The organism is Pseudomonas sp. ML96, assembly GCF_000761545.1.
Lineage (GTDB): Bacteria > Pseudomonadota > Gammaproteobacteria > Pseudomonadales > Pseudomonadaceae > Aquipseudomonas.
This window is the reverse complement of the sequence record NZ_JPMY01000005.1, coordinates 37,121-59,882: the sequence shown is the minus strand read 5'-3', so window position 1 is coordinate 59,882 and position 22,762 is coordinate 37,121. Positions and strand designations below refer to the sequence as shown.

General features: G+C 65.7%; 21 protein-coding genes. 18 read left to right on the top strand and 3 right to left on the bottom strand.

Annotation, left to right across the window (positions count from 1 at the left end; translation table 11 throughout):
* Positions 1-80: 80 nt before the first annotated feature.
* Entirely contained in the window at positions 81-1,085 is a 1,005-nt protein-coding gene (locus tag IP89_RS03730; protein WP_043307818.1) for an alpha/beta fold hydrolase, read from the top strand.
* A gap of 69 nt (positions 1,086-1,154) precedes the next feature.
* Here IP89_RS03730 and IP89_RS03725 read toward each other — a convergent pair whose 3' ends face one another.
* A complete protein-coding gene (locus tag IP89_RS03725) occupies positions 1,155-1,346 on the bottom strand; it encodes a PLDc N-terminal domain-containing protein (RefSeq protein ID WP_043307816.1) in 192 nt (63 codons plus the stop codon).
* Between the two features lie 238 nt (positions 1,347-1,584).
* Here IP89_RS03725 and IP89_RS03720 point away from each other — a divergent pair, with 238 nt between their 5' ends.
* The 7 genes from IP89_RS03720 (at position 1,585) to IP89_RS03690 (ending at position 6,578) form a co-directional block, all read left to right on the top strand.
* Entirely contained in the window at positions 1,585-1,851 is a 267-nt protein-coding gene (locus IP89_RS03720) for a hypothetical protein (protein ID WP_043307814.1), read from the top strand.
* A 135-nt stretch (positions 1,852-1,986) separates the two neighbouring features.
* Complete coding sequence (locus IP89_RS03715; protein ID WP_043307812.1) at positions 1,987-2,271, top strand: DUF1652 domain-containing protein; 285 nt, start codon at positions 1,987-1,989, stop codon at positions 2,269-2,271.
* 10 nt (positions 2,272-2,281) lie between these two features.
* Complete coding sequence (locus tag IP89_RS03710) at positions 2,282-2,974, top strand: DUF421 domain-containing protein (RefSeq protein WP_043307810.1); 693 nt, start codon at positions 2,282-2,284, stop codon at positions 2,972-2,974.
* Positions 2,971-4,062 carry a DNA topoisomerase IB gene (locus IP89_RS03705; protein WP_043307808.1) on the top strand — a complete coding sequence of 364 codons (1,092 nt, stop codon included), beginning with the start codon at positions 2,971-2,973 and terminating at the stop codon, positions 4,060-4,062. Before IP89_RS03710 ends, IP89_RS03705 begins: the two co-directional genes overlap by 4 nt.
* 81 nt (positions 4,063-4,143) lie before the next feature.
* Positions 4,144-5,127: a GlxA family transcriptional regulator gene (locus IP89_RS03700; protein WP_043307806.1), complete on the top strand. Its 984-nt coding sequence runs from the start codon at positions 4,144-4,146 to the stop codon at positions 5,125-5,127.
* Between the two features lie 32 nt (positions 5,128-5,159).
* The gene (locus IP89_RS03695) at positions 5,160-5,399 is read left to right on the top strand and encodes a DUF1272 domain-containing protein (RefSeq protein ID WP_043307804.1); all 240 of its coding nucleotides are present in this window, start codon (positions 5,160-5,162) and stop codon (positions 5,397-5,399) included.
* A 9-nt stretch (positions 5,400-5,408) separates the two neighbouring features.
* Positions 5,409-6,578, top strand: a complete 1,170-nt coding sequence (locus IP89_RS03690) for an MFS transporter (RefSeq protein ID WP_043307802.1) — start codon at positions 5,409-5,411, stop codon at positions 6,576-6,578.
* A 64-nt stretch (positions 6,579-6,642) separates the two neighbouring features.
* Here IP89_RS03690 and nfuA read toward each other — a convergent pair whose 3' ends face one another.
* Positions 6,643-7,227: a Fe-S biogenesis protein NfuA gene (gene nfuA / locus IP89_RS03685; RefSeq protein ID WP_043307800.1), complete on the bottom strand. Its 585-nt coding sequence runs from the start codon at positions 7,225-7,227 to the stop codon at positions 6,643-6,645.
* 223 nt (positions 7,228-7,450) lie between these two features.
* On the opposite strand from nfuA, the gene IP89_RS03680 reads away from it, so the two are divergent.
* The 9 genes from IP89_RS03680 (at position 7,451) to IP89_RS03645 (ending at position 16,528) form a co-directional block, all read left to right on the top strand.
* Positions 7,451-8,119, top strand: a complete 669-nt coding sequence (locus tag IP89_RS03680; RefSeq protein ID WP_043307798.1) for a TetR/AcrR family transcriptional regulator — start codon at positions 7,451-7,453, stop codon at positions 8,117-8,119.
* 174 nt (positions 8,120-8,293) lie between these two features.
* Positions 8,294-9,835: an ABC transporter ATP-binding protein gene (locus IP89_RS03675; protein WP_043307797.1), complete on the top strand. Its 1,542-nt coding sequence runs from the start codon at positions 8,294-8,296 to the stop codon at positions 9,833-9,835.
* Positions 9,836-9,847: 12 nt separating this feature from the next.
* Positions 9,848-10,945, top strand: coding sequence for an ABC transporter permease (locus IP89_RS03670; protein ID WP_043307795.1), 1,098 nt, complete (start codon positions 9,848-9,850; stop codon positions 10,943-10,945).
* Positions 10,946-10,957: 12 nt separating this feature from the next.
* Positions 10,958-11,884, top strand: a complete 927-nt coding sequence (locus IP89_RS03665) for an ABC transporter permease (RefSeq protein ID WP_043307793.1) — start codon at positions 10,958-10,960, stop codon at positions 11,882-11,884.
* A gap of 2 nt (positions 11,885-11,886) precedes the next feature.
* Positions 11,887-12,057 carry a hypothetical protein gene (locus IP89_RS23245; RefSeq protein ID WP_156114978.1) on the top strand — a complete coding sequence of 57 codons (171 nt, stop codon included), beginning with the start codon at positions 11,887-11,889 and terminating at the stop codon, positions 12,055-12,057.
* Positions 12,058-12,096: 39 nt separating this feature from the next.
* Entirely contained in the window at positions 12,097-13,179 is a 1,083-nt protein-coding gene (locus tag IP89_RS03660) for a BMP family ABC transporter substrate-binding protein (protein ID WP_043307791.1), read from the top strand.
* Between the two features lie 229 nt (positions 13,180-13,408).
* Positions 13,409-14,374, top strand: a complete 966-nt coding sequence (locus IP89_RS03655) for a 2-oxoglutarate and iron-dependent oxygenase domain-containing protein (protein WP_043307789.1) — start codon at positions 13,409-13,411, stop codon at positions 14,372-14,374.
* Between the two features lie 129 nt (positions 14,375-14,503).
* On the top strand, positions 14,504-15,454 hold the full coding sequence (locus IP89_RS03650; RefSeq protein ID WP_043307787.1) for an adenosine deaminase: 951 nt from the start codon (positions 14,504-14,506) through the stop codon (positions 15,452-15,454).
* A 282-nt stretch (positions 15,455-15,736) separates the two neighbouring features.
* Positions 15,737-16,528, top strand: coding sequence for an outer membrane protein OmpK (locus IP89_RS03645; RefSeq protein WP_043307785.1), 792 nt, complete (start codon positions 15,737-15,739; stop codon positions 16,526-16,528).
* Positions 16,529-16,580: 52 nt separating this feature from the next.
* Here IP89_RS03645 and IP89_RS03640 read toward each other — a convergent pair whose 3' ends face one another.
* Positions 16,581-18,857: a fatty acid cis/trans isomerase gene (locus IP89_RS03640; protein WP_043307784.1), complete on the bottom strand. Its 2,277-nt coding sequence runs from the start codon at positions 18,855-18,857 to the stop codon at positions 16,581-16,583.
* Positions 18,858-19,012: 155 nt separating this feature from the next.
* Between IP89_RS03640 and metH the strand changes: the two genes are divergently transcribed.
* Positions 19,013-22,723 (top strand): methionine synthase, encoded by a 3,711-nt coding sequence (metH, locus tag IP89_RS03635; RefSeq protein ID WP_043307782.1) that lies wholly within the window; start codon positions 19,013-19,015, stop codon positions 22,721-22,723.
* The last annotated feature ends 39 nt before the right edge of the window (positions 22,724-22,762 follow it).

The following is a 22,762-nucleotide window of genomic DNA, read 5'->3' as shown; positions in this document are numbered from 1 at the left end:
AACATTCAGGCACAGCGCGGAGCTTTCTCCCGGAGCGGCAGTTGTCCTACAACTGCCGCTTTCCCATCAGGAGTCCGCGCATGTCCAGGATCAGCCCAGCCCTGCTAATAGCCCCCCTGCTCGTCAGCACCGCCGCCCAGGCCGCTACGCCGAGCTACGGCGAGCAGCTGGAAGGCTTCGCCTATCCGTACCCTCAGCAACGCTTCGAACTGCAGTCCCAGGGCCAGAAACTGTCCATGGCCTACATGGACGTGGCCGCCAAGGGCCAGGCCAACGGCCATACCGTGGTCCTGCTGCACGGCAAGAATTTCTGCGGCGCCACCTGGGAACAGTCCATCGCCACCCTGAGCGACAAGGGCTACCGGGTGATCGCGCCGGACCAGATCGGCTTCTGCGCCTCCAGCAAGCCGCGCGGCTACCAGTTCAGCTTCAACCAGCTGGCACTGAACACCCAGGCGCTGCTGGAGCAACTCGGCGTGACCAAGGCCATCGTGGTCGGCCACTCCATGGGCGGCATGCTCGCCGCACGCTTCACCATCAACCATCCGCAGACGGTGGAGCAGCTGGTACTGGTCAACCCCATCGGCCTGGAGGACTGGCAGGCCGAAGGCGTGCCCTACGCCAGCATCGACCAGCTCAACCAGGGCGAGCTGAAGGCCAACGACGAGAGCATCAAGAACTACCAGCTGAAGTTCTATTACAACGACCAGTGGAAGCCGGAGTACGACCGCTGGGTGGACATGCAGGTCGGCCTGTACCACGGCAAGGGCCGTGAGATCGTGGCCTGGAACCAGGCGCAGACCGCCGACATGCTGTTCACCCAGCCGGTGATCCACGAGTTCGGCCGCATCCAGGCACCGACCCTGCTGCTGATCGGCGGCAAGGACCGCACAGCGCCAGGCGCCGCCCGCGCGCCCAAGGAGCTCGCCGAGCGCCTGGGCAACTACCCGGAGCTGGGCCGCAAGGCCGCCGCGGCATTGCCCAAGGGCACCCTGGTCGAGTTCCCCGAGCTGGGCCATTCGCCGCAAGTCGAGGCGCCGGAGCGCTTCCACCAGGCGCTGCTGAAAGGCCTGATCACCATGTAAATGGCAGGAATGAAAAAGGCCGGCAAATGCCGGCCTTTTTCTTTGCTGCGTCAGGCGCAGCGGCCCGGTTCATATCCGCACGTTGCCCCGCGGCCCCATCAGCGCCCAGATGATCAGCCCGATCACCGGCAGCAGGACGATCAGCAGCACCCAGAGGATCTTTTTCCCGGTTTCCGCGCTGCTCTTGATCACATTGATGATGGCCCAGATATCCAGGGCGAAGATGACCAGGCTGACGAGACTGCTGAGGGTGGAACCCATGGTGACACTCCTGTGCGAATTAGCTCTGCATAAGATAGGTGCACCCCGCCCAGCGTTCCAAGAAACACCGCCCAAGCCGGCGAAAACACTGAAAAAACCCCTACATGCGACAAATAGCTATGTTTTTACGACAGCATGTGACTCCAAGGTCATGTCTCACCATCCATTAAGCACAGGCCACGGCAATACGCGCCTTCGCTGGCCACTCGCATATTGGGCACTCTTGGAGAACAGACCCATGAATACCTCGCTCCGCGTCAACGAAGCTCTTCTGATTGCCGGTCGCGCCTTCCAGCCATTCCAGTGCGTCGCCTGGCAGCCGCAGGACGGCACCGGCTCGATTACCCTGGCCGTGATCGACCGTACCAACCGCCGCCTGGGCCAGGCGCAGCTGGACAGCCGTACCTACGCCGACCCGGCGCAGCTGGCCGATGCGCTGATCCAGTCGCGCGAGCAGATCAGCCGCCAGGGTTACAGCCTCGACCCGTGGAGCATGCCCGAGTAAGCTCTTCGCAACACCCCGGCCTGCCGCCGAGCCCCTGCCCCCTGTGCCGCAAGGCCAGGGGGCTTGTTGTTTCTGTACGAACCTAACGCGTGCCGCCCCGTCTATGGATTAACAGCCACGGACCAAGGAGCCGGCATGAGCACGCCTCTCAACCTCGAAGAAGCCCAGAGCATCGTCGAACAGGCCTTCCTGCCACACGCCTGTGCCACCCAGGTAACCCTCGAGGACGCCAGCTTCTCCTTCCGCGTGTTCGACGACAGTGAGGTCGAGCTGCTCTCCCAGGCCCATGTCGCGCGCTCGCAGTATGCCGATGCCACGCGCCTGGCCGGACTGATCGAGCTGGCCCGCCTGGAGCTGAGCAAGGGCGGCTACGAGCTGACGCCCTGGTCCATGCCCTGGAGCAACCCGCAGAGCTTGTGAGGAGGCGACCATGGAGGCCTTCGACTGGCAGCGCATACTGCTCGACGACTTTCCCCCGGCTTTCCTCGGCGAAGTGGCGCTGCGGGCGCTCTTCGCTTACCTGGCGGTATTCGTCTTCCTCAAGGTCTCGGGCCGGCGCGGCGTGCGCCAGCTCTCGCTGTTCGAACTGGTGGTGATCCTCACCCTGGGCTCAGCCGCCGGCGATGTGTCCTTCTACGAAGACGTTGCCCTGCTGCCGGTGGTCATGGTCTTCACCACCCTGCTCCTGCTGTACAACCTCACCACACGGCTGATGAAGCGCTACCCGCGCTTCGGCGCATGGGTGGAAGGCAGGCCGGTGGTGATCATCCGCGACGGCCGGTTCGAGCTGGGCACGCTGGACCAGCAGAATATCTCCAGCGACGAATTCCACATGGAGCTGCGCCGCTCGGGCGTGGAGCACCTGGGCCAGGTGCGCCTCGGCATTCTCGAGGTCGACGGCGATCTGAGCCTGTATTTCTACCCCGGCGCAGACACCCGCCCCGGCCTCTCGGTACTGCCAGACGAGCTCAATCCCAGCTTCCAGACCGCGCCAAAGAACGATCTGTGCGCCTGCAACCGCTGCGGCAATGCGCAGTCGCTGGCAGCCGGCGCGGCCCTGGCCTGCCCGCGCTGCGGCGGGCTGTGGTGGAGCCATGCCTCGCATCAGAGGCGCGAGCCATGACCAAGCGCCCCACACCATTGGCCAGCGGCGAGCGACCACTGCCGGAGGACGAAGGTTGCGATACCGGCACGCCGCTGTGCCCGGATCTGCCGGCCGACCTGCACTACGTCGACGACCGTCAGCCCGGCATCAGCCGACGCAAGCTGCGCGGGCACTTCGCCTACTTCACCAGCGACGCTGAGCGCATTCGCGACGAAGAAGAGATTCGCCGCATCAATGCACTGGCGATCCCGCCAGCCTACAGCGATGTGTGGATCTGCCCGGACCCGCAGGGCCATCTGCAGGCGACCGGCCGCGATGCCCGCGGCCGCAAGCAGTACCGTTACCATGCGCGCTGGCGTGAGGTGCGCGACGGCAACAAGTACGAGCGCATACTCGACTTCGGCCATGCCCTGCCGACCCTGCGCCGCCAGGTCGAAAGCGATCTGGCCCTGCGCAGCCTGTGTCGCGACAAGGTTATGGCTATCGTCATCGCCCTGCTCGACAGCACGCTGATCCGCGTCGGCAACCCGCAATACGCGCGGCAGAACAAATCCTTCGGCCTGACCACCCTGCGCAATCGCCACGTCGAGATCAGCGGCAGCGCCATCCGTTTTCATTTCCGCGGCAAGGGCGGCGTCGAGCACCGCGTCAGTCTCGCCCATCCGCGTCTGGCCCGCGCCGTGCGGCGCTGCATGGAGCTACCGGGGCAGCAACTGTTCCAGTACCTGGATGATGACGGCCAGCGCCGCGACGTCAGCTCGGCGGACGTAAACGCCTACCTGCAGCAGCACGCCGGCAACGACTTCACCGCCAAGGACTATCGCACCTGGGCCGGCAGCGCCCTGGCCCTGGGCTTTCTGCGCGAGCTCACGCCGGGTTCGGAGAGTGAATCGAAAAGCCAGGTCGTCGAGGTGACGCGTCAGGTCGCAAGCCTGCTGGGCAACACCCCCGCCATCTGCCGCAAGTGCTACATCCACCCCGCCGTGATCGAGGCCTTCCTCGACGGCAGCCTGACTCGGCTGCGCGGCAGTCGCCCGCGCAGCGGCCTGCGTGACGAGGAGAGCCTGCTGTTGCGCTTCCTCGAAGGCCAGATGGCCGGCCAGTAAAGTGGCAATATCTGTGGGCTAACTGTCCTTGTTGCCATTGGGCAGCAGGTGCAGACTCTCTCCAACTCCTGGAGATAGCCCATGAAGACCATTGCCAGCCTGCTCTATGCGGATGTGATGAGCCTGGACGTGACCGGCCCGCTGCAAGTGTTCGCCTCGGCCAACGTCGAGTTGCGCCGCCAGGGCCTGCCCGAGGCTTACCGCCTGCTGGTGCTAGCCGATGTTCCCGGGCCGATTGCCACGTCCGCCGGCTTCCAGCTGGTCGCGGAACGCGCCTGCCACGACTGCGTTGCCGGTGAACTGGATACCCTGCTGATTCCCGGCGGCCTAGGCGAGATCGCCCAATGCAACAACCAGCCGCTGCTCGACTGGCTATGCGCGGCCGAACCACACATTCGCCGTCTCGGCTCGGTGTGCTCCGGCGCGCTGATCCTGGCCGCCGCCGGCCTGCTCGCAGGGCGTCGCGCCACCACCCACTGGGCCGACGTGGCCGCGTTGAGCTGCCACCCCGGCATCGAGGTGGACGGTGATCGCCTGCATACCTACGACCCCAGCGGCCGCGACGGCGACGCCCATATCTTCACCTCCGCCGGCGTCACCGCGGGGATCGACCTGGCCCTGGCGCTGGTCGAGGCCGATCTGGGCCGGCCGCTGGCATTGGCCGTGGCCCGCCGCCTGGTGATGTTCCTGCGTCGCCCCGGCGGCCAGGCGCAGTTCAGCGCCCTGCTCGCCCCGGACGCCAGCCGCACGCCACGCCTGCTTGGCCTACTGGAATGGATGGCGCAGAACCTCGCCGCCGACCTGTCGCTGGAAAAGCTGGCCGAGCACGCCAGCCTGTCCACCCGCAGCCTGTCTCGCCTGTTCGTTCAGGAACTGGGCATGGGCCCGGGCCGTTATGTCGAACAGCTGCGCCTGGAGGCCGCCCGCGGTTTGCTGCAGGACAGCGGCGCATCGATCGGCACGGTGGCGCGGCTGACCGGCTTCCGCCACCCGGAGAACCTGCGCCGCACCTTTCACAAGCACCTGGCGGTCAGCCCCCAGGACTACGCCCAGCGCTTCGCCTGAATCCGACCATCACTACGCCAAGGAGAACCACCATGCTGCAACTGCGCCCCGGCTGCGAATGCTGCGACCGCGACCTACCCCCGGACTCGCGCGAAGCGATGATCTGCTCCTTCGAGTGCACCTTCTGCCAGGACTGTGCAGAGAACCGCCTGCACGGTCACTGCCCCAACTGTGGCGGCGAGCTGGTGCGCCGACCGATTCGGCCAGCGGCCAAGCTGGAGCGCTGCCCCGCCGTCACCGAGCGCACCCACAAGCCCGCCGGCTGCCAGTGAGGCCCTGTCATGTTCCTGCTGCGCAATCCCACGCTACTGCGTTTGTTCCTCGCCCAGGCGCTGTTCTGGAGCTGCACCCTGATCGGGGTGACGCTGACCTCGCTGGTCGGCTTGCAATTGGCGCCCTATAACGGCCTGGCCACCCTGCCGCTGGCCCTGCTGGTGCTCGGCTACCTGTTCGCCACCCAGCCGCTGTCGCTGTTCATGCAGCGCCATGGCAGGCGGGCCGGGCTGCTGCTGGGCGCTGCCAGCGGCGTGCTCGGCGGCCTGATCAGCGCCGGCGGCATATGGCTCGCGGACTTCTGGCTGTTCTGTCTGGGCGCCCTGCCGCTGGGCATCTACCAGGCCTCGGCAATGTACTACCGCTTCGCCGCGCTGGAAGCCGTTGACGAGGCGCACAAAGGTCGCGCCACCGCCTGGGTGATCGGCGGCGGCCTGTGCGCGGCGCTGCTGGCACCGCCGCTCGCCCTATGGGCGCAGAACGCCCTGGCCACGCCCTTCGTCGGCGCCTATCTGGCAGTCGCCGCCCTAGCCAGCCTGGGTCTGCTGCTGTTGTCCGGCCTGCAGCAGGGCGCCCTGCCGCCCGGCAGCGCTGGCGGCCTGGCCGCCCTGCGCACGCTGCTCAGCCGCCCAGTGGTACGCACTGCCATCGCCACCACCGCCATCGGCCATGGCCTGATGATCCTGGTGATGAATGCCACGCCGCTGGCCATGAGCCTGTGCGGCCTGCCCCTGGAGGCCGGCGCCGAGGTGATCCGCTGGCACATGGTCGGCATGTTCCTGCCCGCCTTCTTCGCCGGTCCGCTGGTGGATCGCCTGGGCTGCCGCCGCGTCGCCCTGCTCGGCATCGTGCTGCTGGCGGCGAGCACCGGCATCGCCCTGAGCGGGCAGCTGCAGAGCTACTTCCTGGTCTCGTCGCTGCTGCTGGGCATGGGCTGGAACCTGATGCTGGTTGCCGGCACCACCCTGCTCGGCCAGGGCCATGCGCCGGAAGAACGCGGCCAGGCCCAAGGTCTGATGGAGCTGGGCAACGGCACGGTGGCGGCCTGCGCCTCCTTCGCCTCCGGTGCGCTGATCAGCGGCCTGGGCTGGAACCCGGTCAACCTGGCCATGCTGCCGCTGTTGGCTCTGGCGCTACTGGCATTGGCCAGCGGCCGCCGCCAGGCCGTGCCGGCCTAGCGAAGCGATTCGCCAGAAAGACGAAAGGCGCCCGAGGGCGCCTTTCTCATGCAGCCGCGAACACTCAGTAGTAGGCGTTCTCGCGATTGCTGTGGTCGGTCACGTCACGCACGCCCTTCAGCTCAGGGATGCGCTCCAGCAGGGTCTTCTCGATACCCTCCTTGAGGGTGAAGTCGGCCTGACCACAGCCCTGGCAGCCGCCGCCGAAACGCAGCACGGCGATGCCTTCCTCGACCACGTCGACCAGGCTCACCTGGCCGCCATGGCTGGCGAGGCCGGGGTTGATCTCGGTCTGCAGGTAATAGTTGATGCGCTCGGTGATCGGGCTGTCTTCGTTGACCATCGGCACTTTGGCGTTCGGCGCCTTGATGGTCAGCTGGCCGCCCATGCGGTCGGTGGAGTAGTCGACAACGGCGTCTTCCAGGAACGGCTCGCTGACGGCGTCGATCCAGGCGGTGAATTCCTTCAGCGCCAGGGCGGTGTCTTCGGCCTTCTGCTCGCCTGGCTTGCAGTAGGCGATGCAGGTCTCAGCGTAAGGCGTGCCGGGCTGGGTGATGAAGACGCGGATGCCGATACCGGTGGTGTTCTGCTTCTTCAGCAGATCAGCCAGATAATCGTGGGCGGCGTCGGTAATGGTGATGGCGCTCATGGCAACTCCTCGCAAACGTGGCGCCAGTGTACGCCAATCGCCGCTCCCGGACAAAGTCCTAGTAATTCAGTAGGAATAAGAATCCGTCGCACCAAAACGACGCCCGCGCCTCGCCGCAGGGCGCTCGCAGCGCCGATTGCCGGCGTATCCCCCAGCAACGGCGGCTCTGATCAATTGGTCAGCTATTTGCAGGGAAGCGGCACCAGCCTCAGCGAGAGTCGCAATGAACATCCTCATCCCCTCCCATTCGGCCAGTGCGGAGAAACCGGCCGGCCGCATTCGCCAGGCCAACGAGAGTCGCATCCTCGCCGCCGCCGCCCAGGAGTTCGCCCGCCACGGCTTCAAGGGCACCACCATGCTCAACATCGCCCTGCAGGCGGACCTGCCCAAGGCCAACCTGCACTACTACTTCACCAACAAGCTGAGCCTCTACGTCGCGGTGCTCACCGACATCATCGAGTTGTGGGACAGCACCTTCAACCACCTCAGCGTCGACGACGACCCCGCCGTGGCGCTGAGCACCTACATCCGCGCCAAGATGGAGTTCTCGCGCCTGCACCCGGAGGCCTCACGCATCTTCGCCATGGAGGTGATCGGCGGCTGCACCTGCCTCAGCGCGTACTTCGATCAGGACTACCGCAACTGGTTCATCGGCCGTACGGCGGTGTTCGAACAGTGGATCGCCGCCGGGCGCATGGACCCGGTCGACCCGGCTCACCTGATCTTCCTGCTGTGGAGCAGCACCCAGCACTACGCCGACTTCGGTGCGCAGATCCGCCGCGTGCTGGGCCGCGAGCAGCTCGCCGAGGCGGACTTCGAGCGGGCGACGCGCTCGCTCACCCAGGTGATTCTGAAAGGTTGCGGCCTGCAGCCCCCCAGCACTGGTGCATAAGTGGTGCAGCGCTTCCGTCCGTAACGCAGGCGCGCACCAACATCGCCCACGGGGACCAACAATAACGCCTTGGATATGCCGCAAAGCCAGGAAATACGGGGCCGACAAACCATCCTGACCATCTGGCCATGTTTTTGCTTATCTGCCGCACACTGACCATTCACCGAGCCGACCATGTCCCAATCTGATCTGCCGCAACGCCTGCAATTGCGCGCCATCACCAAGCGCTATCCGGGCACGCTGGCCAACGACCGCGTCGACCTGAGCATCCAGCCCGGCGAGATTCACGCCCTGCTCGGCGAGAACGGCGCCGGCAAGAGCACCCTGATGAAGATCATCTACGGCGTGACCCAGCCGGACTCCGGCGAGGTGCTCTGGGAGGGCAATCCGGTCCAGGTACGCGACCCGGCCCAGGCCCGCGAGCTGGGCATCGGCATGGTGTTCCAGCACTTCTCGCTGTTCGAGACCCTGACCGTGGCCGAGAACATCGCCCTGGCTCTGGGCCGCGAAGCCGGCACGCCGAAGCAGCTGGCGCCGCGCATCCGCGAGGTATCGCAGCGTTACGGCATGGGCCTGGAGCCCGAGCGCCTGGTGCACAGCCTGTCCATCGGCGAGCGCCAGCGCGTGGAGATCGTTCGCTGCCTGATGCAGGACATCAAGCTGCTGATCCTCGACGAGCCGACCTCGGTGCTCACCCCGCAGGAGGTCGAGGAGCTGTTCGTCACCCTGCGCGCCCTGGCCGCCGAGGGCTGCAGCATTCTGTTCATCAGCCACAAGCTCGGCGAAGTGCGCGCCCTTTGCCACAACGCCACCGTGCTGCGCGGCGGCCGGGTGTCCGGCGACTGTGTGCCGGCCGAGTGCAGCGACCTGCAACTGGCACGACTGATGGTCGGCGACGCCGAGGGCCTGGAGGCCAGCTACCCGAAAGTCGCCGGCGGCCTGCCGCGCCTGCGCGTGGATGACTTGAGCTGGCGCAACAAGGACCCGTTCGGCACTTCCTTCGCCAACCTGCGCCTGGAAGTGCGCAGCGGCGAGATCGTCGGCATCGCCGGGGTCGCCGGCAACGGCCAGGACGAGCTGCTCGCCCTGCTCTCCGGCGAAGTCCGCCTGGCGACCGGCGAGCGCGAGCGCATCACTCTCGACGGCCAGCCGATGGCCCACCTCTACCCGGACGCCCGCCGCGCCCGCGGCCTGGCCTTCGTGCCGGCCGAGCGGCTCGGCCATGGCGCGGTGCCGGAGATGAGCCTCTCCGACAATGCCCTGCTTACCGCCTTCCAGCAGGGCCTGGTCAGCCGCGGCATGATCCGCGCCGGCAAGGTGCTGGCGCTGGCCGAGGAGATCATCCGCCGCTTCGCGGTGAAGACCCCCGACGCCCACACCCCGGCCCGCAGCCTGTCCGGCGGCAACCTGCAGAAGTTCATCCTCGGCCGCGAGATCCTGCAGAACCCCAAGCTGCTGGTGGCCGCGCACCCGACCTGGGGCGTGGACGTCGGCGCAGCCGCCGCCATCCACCGCGCGCTGATCGCCCTGCGCGATGCCGGCGCGGCGATCCTGGTGATCTCCGAGGACCTCGACGAGCTGTTCCAGATCAGCGACCGCATCGGCGCCCTGTGTAGCGGTCGCCTGTCACCGCTCAAGGCCACCGCCGAGACCCATACCGTGGAGGTCGGCCGCTGGATGGCCGGCCAGTTCGACACCCCGCAAGACGCTGCCTGACGAGAGCCCGACATGCTGTTATCCCTCGAACCCCGTACCCAGCAGTCGCGCGCCATGCTCCTGCTCTCGCCGCTGCTGGCCGGCCTGCTGACGCTGATCAGCGGGGCGATCCTGTTCGCCGCGCTCGGCCACGATCCGCTGGCCACCTTCCACACCCTGCTGATCGAGCCGATCAGCGACTTCTACGGCGTCTCGGAGCTGCTGATCAAGGCGCTGCCGATCCTGCTCTGCGCCTTCGGCCTGGCCGTGGCCTACCAGGCGCGGATCTGGAACATCGGCGCCGAGGGCCAGCTGCTGATGGGCGCTCTGGTCGGCAGCGCGCTGGCGGTGCACATCATCGACTGGGAAAGCCGCTGGGCGCTGGTCCTGGTGATCGCCGTCGGCGCGCTTGCCGGCGCTGCCTGGGGTGCTCTGGCGGCGTGGCTGCGCACGCAGTTCAACGCCAACGAAATCCTCACCACCATCATGCTCAACTACATCGCCCTGAACCTGCTGCTGTTCTTCGTCCACGGCCCGCTCAAGGACCCGAACGGCTTCAGCTTCCCCGAGTCGGCGATGTTCGGTGACGCCAGCCGCCTGCCGCAGCTGTTCGAGGACGGCCGCGTGCATATCGGCCTGTTCTTCGCCCTGTTCGCCCTGGTGGCGGTCTGGGTGCTGCTGCAGAAGAGCTTCCTCGGCTTCCAGATCAAGGTGCTCGGCCTCGACCAGCGCGCCGCCGGCTTCGTCGGTTTCCGCGAGAAGCGCCTGGTCTGGCTGGCGCTGCTGATCAGCGGCGGTCTGGCTGGTCTGGCCGGGGTCAGCGAAGTCACCGGGCCGATCGGCCAACTGGTGCCGCAGGTATCACCGGGCTACGGCTACGCCGCCATCACCGTGGCCTTCCTCGGCCGTCTCAACCCGATCGGCATCGTCTGCGCCGGCCTACTCATGGCCCTGCTCTACCTGGGCGGCGAGAACGCGCAGATGAACCTCAACCTGCCGCAATCGCTGACCGAGCTGTTCCAGGGAATGATGCTGTTCTACCTGCTCGCCTGCGATGTGCTGATCCTCTACAAGCCGCGGCTGAAACCGCTGTGGCACAAGCGCGCGGCCACCCGCGACGCCCTGGCCTGATTCGGAGTACCCATGGATCTCGACCTGCTGTCCAACATCCTCTATGCCATGGTGCGCTGCGGCACCCCACTGCTACTGGTCGCCCTCGGCGAGCTGGTGTGCGAGAAGAGTGGCGTCCTCAACCTCGGCCAGGAAGGCATGATGCTGTTCGGCGCGGTGATCGGCTTCATCGTCGCCTTCGCCAGCGGCAACCTGTGGCTCGGCGTGCTGCTGGCGTGCCTGGCCGGCATGCTGCTGTCCTCGTTGTTCGCTCTGGTGGCGCTGGGCTGCCAGGCCAACCAGGTGGCCACGGGCCTGGCGCTGACCATCTTCGGTGTCGGCCTGTCGGCCTTCGTCGGCGCCGCCTGGGTCGGTAAGCCGCTGACCGGCTTCGAGCCAGTGGCCATCCCGCTGCTGGCCGACATCCCGCTGATCGGCCACATGCTGTTCAACCAGGACGTGCTGGTCTACCTGTCCTTCGCCCTGTTCGCGCTGATCGCCTGGGTGCTGCTGAAGAGCCGCATCGGCCTGATCCTGCAGGCCGTCGGCGAGAATCCGGACGCCGCCAGCGCCATGGGCTTGTCGGTGCTGCGCGTGCGCACCCTGGCGATTCTGTTTGGCGGCGCCATGGCCGGCCTGGCCGGTGGCTACTTGTCGCTGGCCTACACGCCGATGTGGGCGGAGAACATGACCGCCGGCCGCGGCTGGATCGCCCTGGCCCTGGTGGTGTTCGCCAGCTGGCGGGTCTTCCGCGTGCTGCTCGGCGCCTACCTGTTCGGCCTGGCCAGCATCCTCCACCTGGTCGCGCAGGGCATCGGCATCAGCGTGCCGTCCAATCTGCTGGCAATGCTGCCCTATGTGGCGACCATCCTGGTGCTGGTGGTGCTCTCCCGCGACGCGATCAAGACCCGCCTGTATGCCCCGGTTTCCCTCGGTCAGCCGTGGAAGGCGGGCCATTGAGCATGGGCGCCGAACTGCACCAGATTCACGCCGCAGCTCGTCACGGCGCGCCAGTTTTGACCATTTCGCCAACTTCTGCGCCGGCCGTTATGGCGCAGAAGCCCGAAGCAACACGCAACAGCGCTTTTTTGTCTTTCTGGTCAATTTATTGCATTGAGCAAAACGCCCTCTGAGGCCACTACAACAACTCGCTACGGAGCACAGCAACCCCTATGTCCACCACTTCCCTGAAGAGCCTGGTTTGCGGCATCGCCGCCGCCATCGGCCTGAGCGCTACCCTCTCCGCCTCCGCTGCGGATCCGCTGAAGGTCGGCTTCGTCTACGTCGGCCCGATCGGCGACCACGGCTGGACCTACCAGCACGAGCAGGGCCGCCAGGCGCTGATCAAGCAGTTCGGCGACAAGGTCGAGACCAGCTTCGTCGAGAACGTGGCCGAAGGCGCCGACGCCGAGCGCGTGATCCGCAACATGGCCAAGGGCGGCTATGACCTGGTGTTCACCACCTCGTTCGGCTACATGAACCCCACCGCCAAGGTCGCCAAGCAGTTCCCCAAGGTCACCTTCGAGCACGCCACCGGCTACAAGCAGGACAAGAACCTCGGCACCTACCTGTCGACTTCCTATGAAGGCCGTTACGTCGGTGGCTACCTGGCCGCCAAGATGACCAAGACCAAGAAGATCGGTTACATCGCCTCCTTCCCGATTCCGGAAGTGATCCGCGACATCAACTCGATCCAGCTGGCCCTGGACAAGTACAACCCGGGCACCGAGATCAAGGTGGTGTGGGTCAACTCCTGGTTCGATCCGGGCAAGGAAGCCGATGCCGCCAACGCGCTGATCGACCAGGGCGTGGACGTGGTGTTCCAGCACACCGACAGCCCGGCGCCGATCCAGACCGCCGAGCGTCGTGGCGTATACGCCGTCGGCTACGCCTCGGACATGGCCCACTTCGGCCCGAAAGCCGTGCTGACCTCCATCGTCAACAACTGGGGACCGCACTACATCAAGAGCGCCCAGGCGGTCATGGATGGCAACTGGAAGTCGCAGGACTACTGGGGCGGCCTGGCCGAAGGCACCATCGAGCTGCCGATCAGCGACCTGGTACCGGCTGACGTGAAAGCCGAAGCCGAGAAGATCATCGCCGACATCAAGGCCGGCACCTTCCACCCGTTCACCGGCCCGATCATGGACCAGAGCGGCGCGGTCAAGATCGCCGAGGGCGCCGTGGCCAGCAACGCCGAACTGGCGGGCATGAACTACTACGTCAAGGGCATCACCGCCGAACTGCCGAAGTAACCGGCCAACGGGGGCGCCAGGCGCCCCCGAACTGCCGTAGAATTCCGCCGCCGTGCACCCCGCGTGGCGGTTTTACTGAAGACGTGCTGCCGTCCCTCCCCCGGGAGAACCGCGCACAGGGCCGGCCCGAGCCGACCTCTTCGCTGCATGGGTACGAGAAGACTCGCAGCAACCCGGACCGCGCTCACCCGCCAGACCGGCGCCGCGGACCGTCCTTCTTGGAGCCAGCATGAACACCCTGCCCATCATCGATATCGCCCCCCTGTACCAGGACGACCAGGCCGCCAAGCTCGCAGTCGCCCGGCAGATCGACCACGCCTGCCGCGAATGGGGCTTCTACTACATCAAGGGCCACCCGATTCCGGACTCGCGCATCGCCGAGCTGAAGGCCGCCGCCGTGGACTTCTTCGCCCGACCGGCCGAGGAAAAGCTGCGCATCGACATCACCCAGACCGCCCATCATCGCGGCTACGGCGCCATCGCCACCGAGCAGCTCGACCCGAGCAAGCCGAGCGACCTCAAGGAGACCTTCGACATGGGTTTCCACATGGACGCCGAGCACCCCGACGTACTCGCCGGCAAGGCGCTGCGCGGCCCCAACCGGCACCCGCAGATCGCCGGCTGGGCAGCGCTGATGCAGCAGCACTACCTGGACATGCACGAGCTGTCGCTGACCCTGCTGCGTGCCATGGCTGAAGCCCTGGGCATCGAGGAAGACTTCTTCGACCAGCGCTTCGCCGACCCGATCAGCGTGTTCCGCATGATCCACTACCCACCGCGCCAGACCGCCAGCAGCGCCGAGCAACAAGGCGCCGGCGCCCACACCGACTACGGCTGCGTGACCCTGCTGTACCAGGACAACGCCGGCGGCCTGCAGGTGCAGGACGTGCGCGGCGAGTGGATCGACGCACCGCCGGTGGAAGGCACCTACGTGGTCAACATCGGCGACATGATGGCGCGCTGGAGCAACGACCGCTACAAATCCACCCCGCACCGGGTGATCAGCCCGCTGGGCGTCGACCGCTACTCCATGCCGTTCTTCGCCGAGCCACACCCGGACACCGAGATCAGCTGCCTGCCGGGCTGCTTCGATGCCAGCAACCCGCCAAAGTACGCGCCTATCTCCTGCAGCGACTACATGCTGTCGCGCTTCGCCGACACCTATGCTTACCGTCGCCAGGAGGCCACCGCCTGAGGACAAGCTTGCGTCGGCGCATGCGGCCGGGTTCGCCCCCGGCCGTTTCCCGACCACTGCCCTGCCCCTGCATGCCCCGCGCGATTAGAATGCGCGGCCAAAACATCGCCCGATGACGAGATTCGCCACATGCACCAATGGATCAACGAGCTGCCCAAGGCAGAATTGCACCTGCATCTGGAAGGTTCGCTGGAGCCCGAGCTGCTGTTCGCCCTGGCCGAACGCAACAAGATCGCCCTGCCCTGGAGCGACGTGGAGAGCCTGCGCGGCGCCTACGCCTTCAACAACCTGCAGGAATTCCTCGACCTCTATTACCAGGGCGCCAACGTCCTGCGCACCGAGCAGGACTTCTATGACCTGACCTGGGCCTACCTGCTCAAGTGCACGGAACAGGGCGTGGTGCACACCGAGCCGTTCTTCGACCCGCAGACCCACACCGACCGCGGCATTCCCTTCGAAGTGGTGCTGCGCGGCATCAAGCAGGCGCTGGTCGATGGCGAGAAACAGCTCGGCGTCAGCCACGGTCTGATCCTCAGCTTCCTGCGTCACCTCTCCGAAGAAGAGGCGTTCAAGACCCTGGAACAGGCCATGCCGTTCCGCGACGCCTTCGTCGCCGTCGGCCTGGACAGCTCGGAGATGGGCTTCCCCCCGCGTCTGTTCGAGCGCGTGTTCGCCAAGGCCCGCAGCGAGGGCCTGCTGACCGTCGCCCACGCCGGCGAAGAAGGCCCGCCCGAATACATCTGGGAAGCCCTGGACCTGCTCAAGATCGAGCGTATCGACCACGGCGTGCGCGCCATCGAGGACGAGCGCCTGATGCAGCGCATCATCGACGAGCAGATCCCGCTGACCGTCTGCCCGCTGTCCAACATCAAGCTCTGCGTGTTCGACGACATGGCCCAGCACAACATCCTCGACATGCTCGAGCGCGGCGTGAAAGTCACGGTGAACTCAGACGACCCGGCCTACTTCGGCGGCTACGTCGGCGAGAACTTCATGGCCATGCACGACAGCCTCGGCATGACCCGCGAGCAGGCGCAACGCCTGGCGCAGAACAGCATGGACGCACGACTGGTGAAATGACCCGTGATGGCGCAGAAGCGCGCCATCCTGAAGCAGCAAATACCCCGATCAACGCCTTCGCCACGGCCGCCCACAGCGGCCGCGAGGAGGCTTTGAGCGTGCTAGCGGTGCGGGCAGCCCGCCAGCACGCCGAGAAAAAAGGCAGGAAAGGAAAAAATCCGAGAAAAAGCCAGCTTTCTGTCCCGCGGGACAAGAATTGGCGCCGTTCTTGCTCAAGCAGTGAAAGCCTGACCAATTCGACAGGTTCAACACATAAAACATTAATAATTCCAGGAGCACTTGATGAATCGCACCACCACCTCCCTGTTGTTGGCCGGCAGCCTGCTGGCAGCCGGTCAGGCCATGGCCGGCGACCTGCTGCTGTGGCAAGACAACAGCCTGACCTACCTCAATGGCATCGACTTCAAGATCGACCCGCCCAAGCAGCAGACCGTGACCTTCGAGCACGCTAGCGGCTGGAGCTTCGGTGACCTGTTCGTCTTCGTCGACGGCATCAAGTACAACACCGAGGCCACCAACGGCGCCGGTGACGGCCATACCTTCTATGGCGAGATCAGCCCGCGCCTGTCGTTCGGCAAGATCAGCGGCGCCGACCTGTCGTTCGGCCCGATCAAGGACGTCCTGCTGGCCGCCACCTACGAGTTCGGCGAAGACGATGTCGACTCCTACCTGATCGGCCCGGCCGTGGACCTGAACATCCCCGGCTTCGACTACTTCCAGCTGAACACCTACCTGCGCACCACCGATGGCAAGCGCGACGGTGACAACGTCTGGCAGATCACCCCGGTGTGGAGCTACACCATCCCGGTTGGCAACTCCAACGTGGTGATCGACGGCTTCATGGACTGGGTCGTGGACAACGACGACAGCTACCACGCCAACCTGCACTTCAACCCGCAGATCAAGTACGACCTGGCCAAGGCCCTGGGTTGGGGCGAGAAGTTCTACGTAGGCGTGGAATACGACTACTGGAGCGACAAGTACGGCATCGACGACGACAGCTTCCTGGGCGACGAAATCCTCGGCGGTACCGACCAGAGCGCCATCAGCCTGCTGGCCAAAGTGCACTTCTAAGCACGCGCCGCAGAATGAAAAAGCCCGCCAATCGGCGGGCTTTTTCATTGCCTCAGAGGTTTCGGTAGCGGTTCATGTCCAGCACGCCGGCTTCCGTCGGCTCGGTCTCCTGGATGTAGCTCGACAGGTCGTGGAAGTACTGCCAGAACTCGGGGTTACTGCGGCGAAGGCCCCAGCGCTCCACCAGCTTGTCGAAGGCCGCCTGGTCACGCACCTGCTCCATGGCCGAGACGAACTCCGGCACCTCGCTCGCCTTCAGGCTGAAGATGAAGTTGGGATAGCTGGTGAGTACACCTGGATAGACCGTCAGGGTGTCCAGCCCCGGCTGGTAGCGCAGCGATTCACCGGTCATGAAGGCCACGTTGCTGTGCGCACGGTTGCGCAGCAGGCTGTAGACCTCGCGCTGGCCATCGGCGCGCTCGACACGCAGCAGGGTCGACTCAGGCAACTGGTCGATCACCTTAAGCCCACCGGCCGGGCGCCCGGTCAGCCGGCTCAGGGCCTGCTCGGCATCTTCCAGATCGGCTGGCAGGCCCGGACGATGGCAATCAGCCCCCTCGCAGCGGTTGATCGGATCGGGCCGCGCATTGAGGTCGGCGTAGCGCGCCAGCAGCGCCTGGGCGAAGGCGCCCTTGGCTCCCTGCTCCGGCAGTGCGATGCCGCTCGGCGTATCGAAATCGGCCTCGGTGTAGTCCAGCCACATCTTCAGCTTGCCGCTGTTCTGGTACCAATCGTCCAGGTAGGCCTGGCGCGAGTCCGGCGGTAGCAGGCGGAGGAAATTGACCTCGGCGCCATTGCGGATCAGGTCGAAATACAGGCGCGTCTGCGCCTGGTGGGCGACGTTGCCGAACACATCGAAATTGACCACCAGCTGGTAGTAGGTGCGCTCCAGCAGCGGGTAGTCCATCAGCCACAGCGTCTGCGGAATCTCGCCGATCAGGCCTTTGCGCACCATGGCGCTGTCGTGGTGGCGGTAGATCGACAGCAAGGCGTTGTCGTTGCCATCCCACAGGGTCGACCAGCCGGGGAGCGGCGCGTCGGCATAGGTTTCGCGGCGCAGGTCCTCGTACTCGTTGCGCTTGTCGCGGTAGGCCTTCCACAGGCCGGGCAAATCGCCGATTTCGTCGAACTGGCCGGGCATCGCCAGCAACGGCGTGGCCTGGGCGCGGTATTCGGCATCGGTGATGTAGAGGTCGTGCTGCGGGTCCTGGAACAGCGCCCAGAAGTTGTCGCGGATCACGTCGGTGGCGATCTGCCCACGGCACACCGGGCCGCGGATAAAGGTGCGCACGAAGTACTCGGCGTTATCCAGCATGAACTGGTAGCGCGCCTGGGCCGGGATGGCGGCGAAGGTCTCGAACGGATTGGCCCGGCGCTGGGCGCCATAGCCGGGCACCGCGTCCACCGTCCAGTCGCTGGCGTAGAACAGCTCCCGCACCCGAGTGAGCTTCTTGGCACTAAGCGGATAGGTGATGTGGGTCTTGTGCACGATCACGCCCTGGATCGGCCATAGGCGGTAGTACACCTGGGTACCCGGGTCCTCATTGGGCCGGCGCGTGGCGATGGGGTCGATCGGCTGGCCGCTCGGCGTGCGCGAGCGCACCAGCTGGAAGAAGTGCCCCGCTTCGCCGCCCTCGAAATACAGGTGGGCGAGGAACAGGTGCTCGAACAGCCAGCGGTTGACCAGGCTCTCCCGCGCGCCAGGCGCGTTGAGGAAGGCTTCCCACTCGGCCACCTGCTTCTGCTCGGCGGCCGATGGCTGCAGCGCCTGTTGCTCCACCGGAGCGCCCTGCTGCAGCCAGTTCTGCAGGGTGCTGTACTCGGCGTCGCTGAGCCCGGCGACGCCGAAGGGCATGCCGGCGTGAGCGAATTTCTTCGCGTAGGCATCGAACTCGCCGGGCAGCGGGCACTGGTTCTCGCGGTCGATATCGATGTTCAGCTCGTCCGGCAGCTTGGCATTGGCCGTCGGCGGATTGGCCCGCCCCAGTTCCAGCATGCGCGCCACCAGCGCGGCCTGGCCGCCCTGCGGATCGAGCACCGAGTGGAAGCCCTTGTCGCGCCAGGCCGCCTCGCCATGGGCATCGAAGTACAGACGGGTAGTGGCCTGCGCCTTGGTGCGCGTGCCGTCGTACACCGGCAACTTGCTGGCGCCGCGCTGCACGCCTTCACCGCTGCCCAGGTTGAGCTGGCAGGGCGAGTCATAGCAGGCATGGCAGGCCACGCACTTGTTGGTCAGGATCGGCTGAACGTCACGGCTGTAGGAGACCGGCTCGGCAGCGAACAACGGCGCACACAGCAGCGCCAGCGGAGCGAGAAAACGACGGGGCATGGCAAAGTCCTTATGCAACGACAGGGCATTGTAGGGCTATGACAGCGAAACGGCTCAACTTGAGCCATTTTCATGCAGAAGGTGCGGGCGTCTGAGAGCCATGCAGCTTTGCTATCATCCACGGCCTTTCTATACCGCTCACCCAGGTAGTCTCCATGTCCGACCGCAGCGCCCGCCTCCAGGCCCTTCAGCAAGCCCTGAAAGAACGCATCCTGATCCTCGACGGCGGCATGGGCACCATGATCCAGAGCTACAAGCTGGAGGAAGAGCACTACCGTGGCACGCGCTTCGCCGACTGGCCGAGCGACGTGAAAGGCAACAACGACCTGCTGCTGCTGACCCAGCCGCAGATTATCGCCGAGATCGAGAAGGCCTACCTGGATGCCGGCGCCGACATCCTCGAGACCAACACCTTCAACGCCACCCGCGTATCCCAGGCCGACTACGGCATGGAAGAGCTGACCTACGAGCTGAACGTGGCCGGCGCCCGCGTCGCCCGCCAGGTGGCCGACGCCAAGAGCCTGGAGACCCCGGACCGCCCGCGCTTCGTCGCCGGCGTGCTCGGCCCAACCAGCCGTACCTGCTCAATCTCCCCGGACGTCAACGATCCAGGCTTCCGCAACGTCACCTTCGACGAACTGGTAGAGAACTACACCGAGGCCACTCGCGGCCTGATCGAGGGCGGCGCCGACCTGATCCTGATCGAAACCATCTTCGACACCCTGAACGCCAAGGCGGCGATCTTCGCTGTGCAGCAGGTGTTCGACGAGGACAACGTCGAGCTGCCGATCATGATCTCCGGCACCATCACCGACGCCTCCGGCCGCACCCTGTCCGGCCAGACCACCGAAGCCTTCTGGAACTCGGTGGCGCACGCCAAACCGATCTCCGTGGGTCTCAACTGTGCCCTCGGCGCCAAGGAACTGCGCCCGTACCTGGCAGAGCTGGCGGCCAAGGCCGGCACCCATGTGTCCGCCCACCCCAACGCCGGCCTGCCCAACGCCTTCGGCGAGTACGACGAGACCCCGGCGCAGATGGCCGAGGTGGTCGAGGAGTTTGCTGCCAGCGGCCTGCTCAACATCATCGGCGGCTGCTGCGGTACCACCCCGCCGCATATCAAGGCGATCGCCGAGGCGGTGGCCAAGTACCAGCCGCGCGTGATCCCGGACATTCCCAAGGCCTGCCGCTTGTCGGGCCTGGAGCCGTTCACCATCGACCGCAAGTCGCTGTTCGTGAACGTCGGCGAGCGCACCAACATCACCGGTAGCGCCAAGTTCGCCCGGCTGATCCGCGAGGAGAACTACACCGAGGCCCTGGAAGTCGCCCTGCAGCAGGTGGAAGCCGGCGCCCAGGTGATCGACATCAACATGGACGAAGGGATGCTCGACTCCCAGGCGGCCATGGTGCGCTTCCTCAACCTGATCGCCTCCGAGCCGGACATCTCGCGCGTACCAATCATGATCGACTCCTCCAAGTGGGAAGTGATCGAGGCCGGCCTCAAGTGCATCCAGGGCAAGGGCATCGTCAACTCGATCTCCATGAAGGAAGGCGTCGAGCAGTTCAAGCACCACGCCAAGCTGTGCAAGCGCTATGGCGCCGCCGTGGTGGTGATGGCCTTCGACGAGGTCGGCCAGGCCGATACCGCCGCGCGCAAGAAGGAAATCTGTAAGCGCTCGTACGACATCCTGGTCAACGAAGTGGGCTTCCCGCCGGAAGACATCATCTTCGACCCGAACATCTTCGCCGTCGCCACCGGCATCGAAGAGCACAACAACTACGCGGTGGACTTCATCGAGGCCTGCGCCTACATCCGTGACGAGCTGCCCTATGCGCTGTCGTCCGGCGGCGTATCCAACGTGTCCTTCTCGTTCCGCGGCAACAACCCGGTGCGCGAAGCGATTCACTCGGTGTTCCTCTATTACGCGATCCAGAACGGCCTCTCCATGGGCATCGTCAACGCCGGCCAGTTGGAGATCTACGACGAGATCCCCAAAGAGCTGCGCGACAAGGTCGAGGACGTGGTGCTCAACCGTCACGAGGGCAGCACCGAAGCGCTGCTGGCCATCGCCGACAACTACCGTGGCGGCGGCGCGGTGAAGGAAGCCGAGGACGAGGAATGGCGTAGCTACCCGGTGGCCAAGCGCCTGGAACACGCGCTGGTCAAGGGCATCACCGCCTTCATCGTCGAGGACACCGAGGAGTGCCGCCAGCAGTGCGCGCGCCCCATCGAAGTGATCGAAGGCCCGCTGATGAGCGGCATGAACGTGGTCGGCGACCTGTTCGGCTCGGGCAAGATGTTCCTGCCGCAGGTGGTCAAATCCGCCCGCGTGATGAAGCAGGCCGTGGCCCACCTGATCCCCTTCATCGAAGAGGAAAAAGGCGACAAGCCGGAAGCCAAGGGCAAGATCCTCATGGCCACCGTGAAGGGCGACGTGCATGACATCGGCAAGAACATCGTCGGCGTCGTTCTTGGCTGTAATGGCTACGACATCGTCGACCTGGGCGTGATGGTGCCGGCGGAGAAGATCCTGCAGACCGCCATCGCCGAGAAGTGCGACATCATCGGCCTGTCCGGCCTGATCACCCCGTCGCTGGACGAGATGGTCCACGTGGCCAAAGAGATGCAGCGCCAGGGCTTTACCCTGCCGCTGATGATCGGTGGCGCCACCACTTCCAAGGCGCACACCGCGGTGAAGATCGAGCCGCAGTACAGCAACGACGCGGTGATCTACGTTACCGACGCCTCGCGCGCCGTGGGCGTGGCCACCCAGCTGCTGTCGAAAGAACTTAAAACCGACTTCGTACAGAAGACCCGCGACGAATACGTGGTGGTCCGCGAGCGCACCGCCGCCCGCGCCTCGCGCACCGAGCGCCTGCCCTATGCCGAGGCCATCGCCAACAAGCTGGACTTCGACTGGTCCACCTACATCGCGCCCAAGCCGAGCTTCACCGGCGCGCAGGTGCTGGACGACATCGACCTGCGCGAACTGGCCGAGTACATCGACTGGACGCCGTTCTTCATCTCCTGGGACCTGGCCGGCAAGTACCCGCGCATCCTCACTGACGAGATCGTCGGCGAGGCCGCCACAAGCCTGTTCAACGACGCCCAGGCGATGCTCAACAAGCTGATCGACGAGAAACTGATCAAGGCCCGTGCCGTGTTCGGCTTCTGGCCGGCCAACCAGGTGCGCCACGACGACATCGAAGTCTACGGCGACGACGGCAAGCCGCTGGCGACCCTGCACCACCTGCGCCAGCAGAACATCAAGGCGGACAGCAAGCCGAACCTGTCCCTGGCCGACTTCGTCGCGCCCAAGGAAAGCGGCAAGACCGACTATGTCGGCGGCTTCATCACCACCGCCGGCATCGGCGCCGAGGAAGTGGCCAAGGCCTACGAGGCCAAGGGCGACGACTACAGCTCGATCATGGTCAAGGCCCTCGCCGACCGCCTGGCCGAAGCCTGCGCCGAGTGGCTACACGAGCGCGTGCGCAAGCAGTACTGGGGCTACGCCAAGGACGAGACCCTGGACAACGAGGCGCTGATTCGCGAGCAGTACATCGGCATCCGCCCCGCCCCGGGCTACCCGGCCTGCCCGGACCACACCGAGAAGGCCACCCTGTTCAAGCTGCTCGACCCGGCAGCCGACTACAACCAGGCCGGCCGCAGCGGCGTATTCCTCACCGAGCACTACGCCATGTTCCCGGCAGCGGCAGTCTCCGGCTGGTACTTCGCCCACCCCGAGGCGCAGTACTTCGCCGTCGGCAAGGTCGATCAGGACCAGGTCGAGTGCTACACCAAGCGCAAGGGCCAGGAACTGTCCGTGACCGAACGCTGGCTGGCGCCGAACCTCGGCTACGACAGCTGATTGAACAAGGGGCGCTCAGGCGCCCCTTCTGGTTATTGT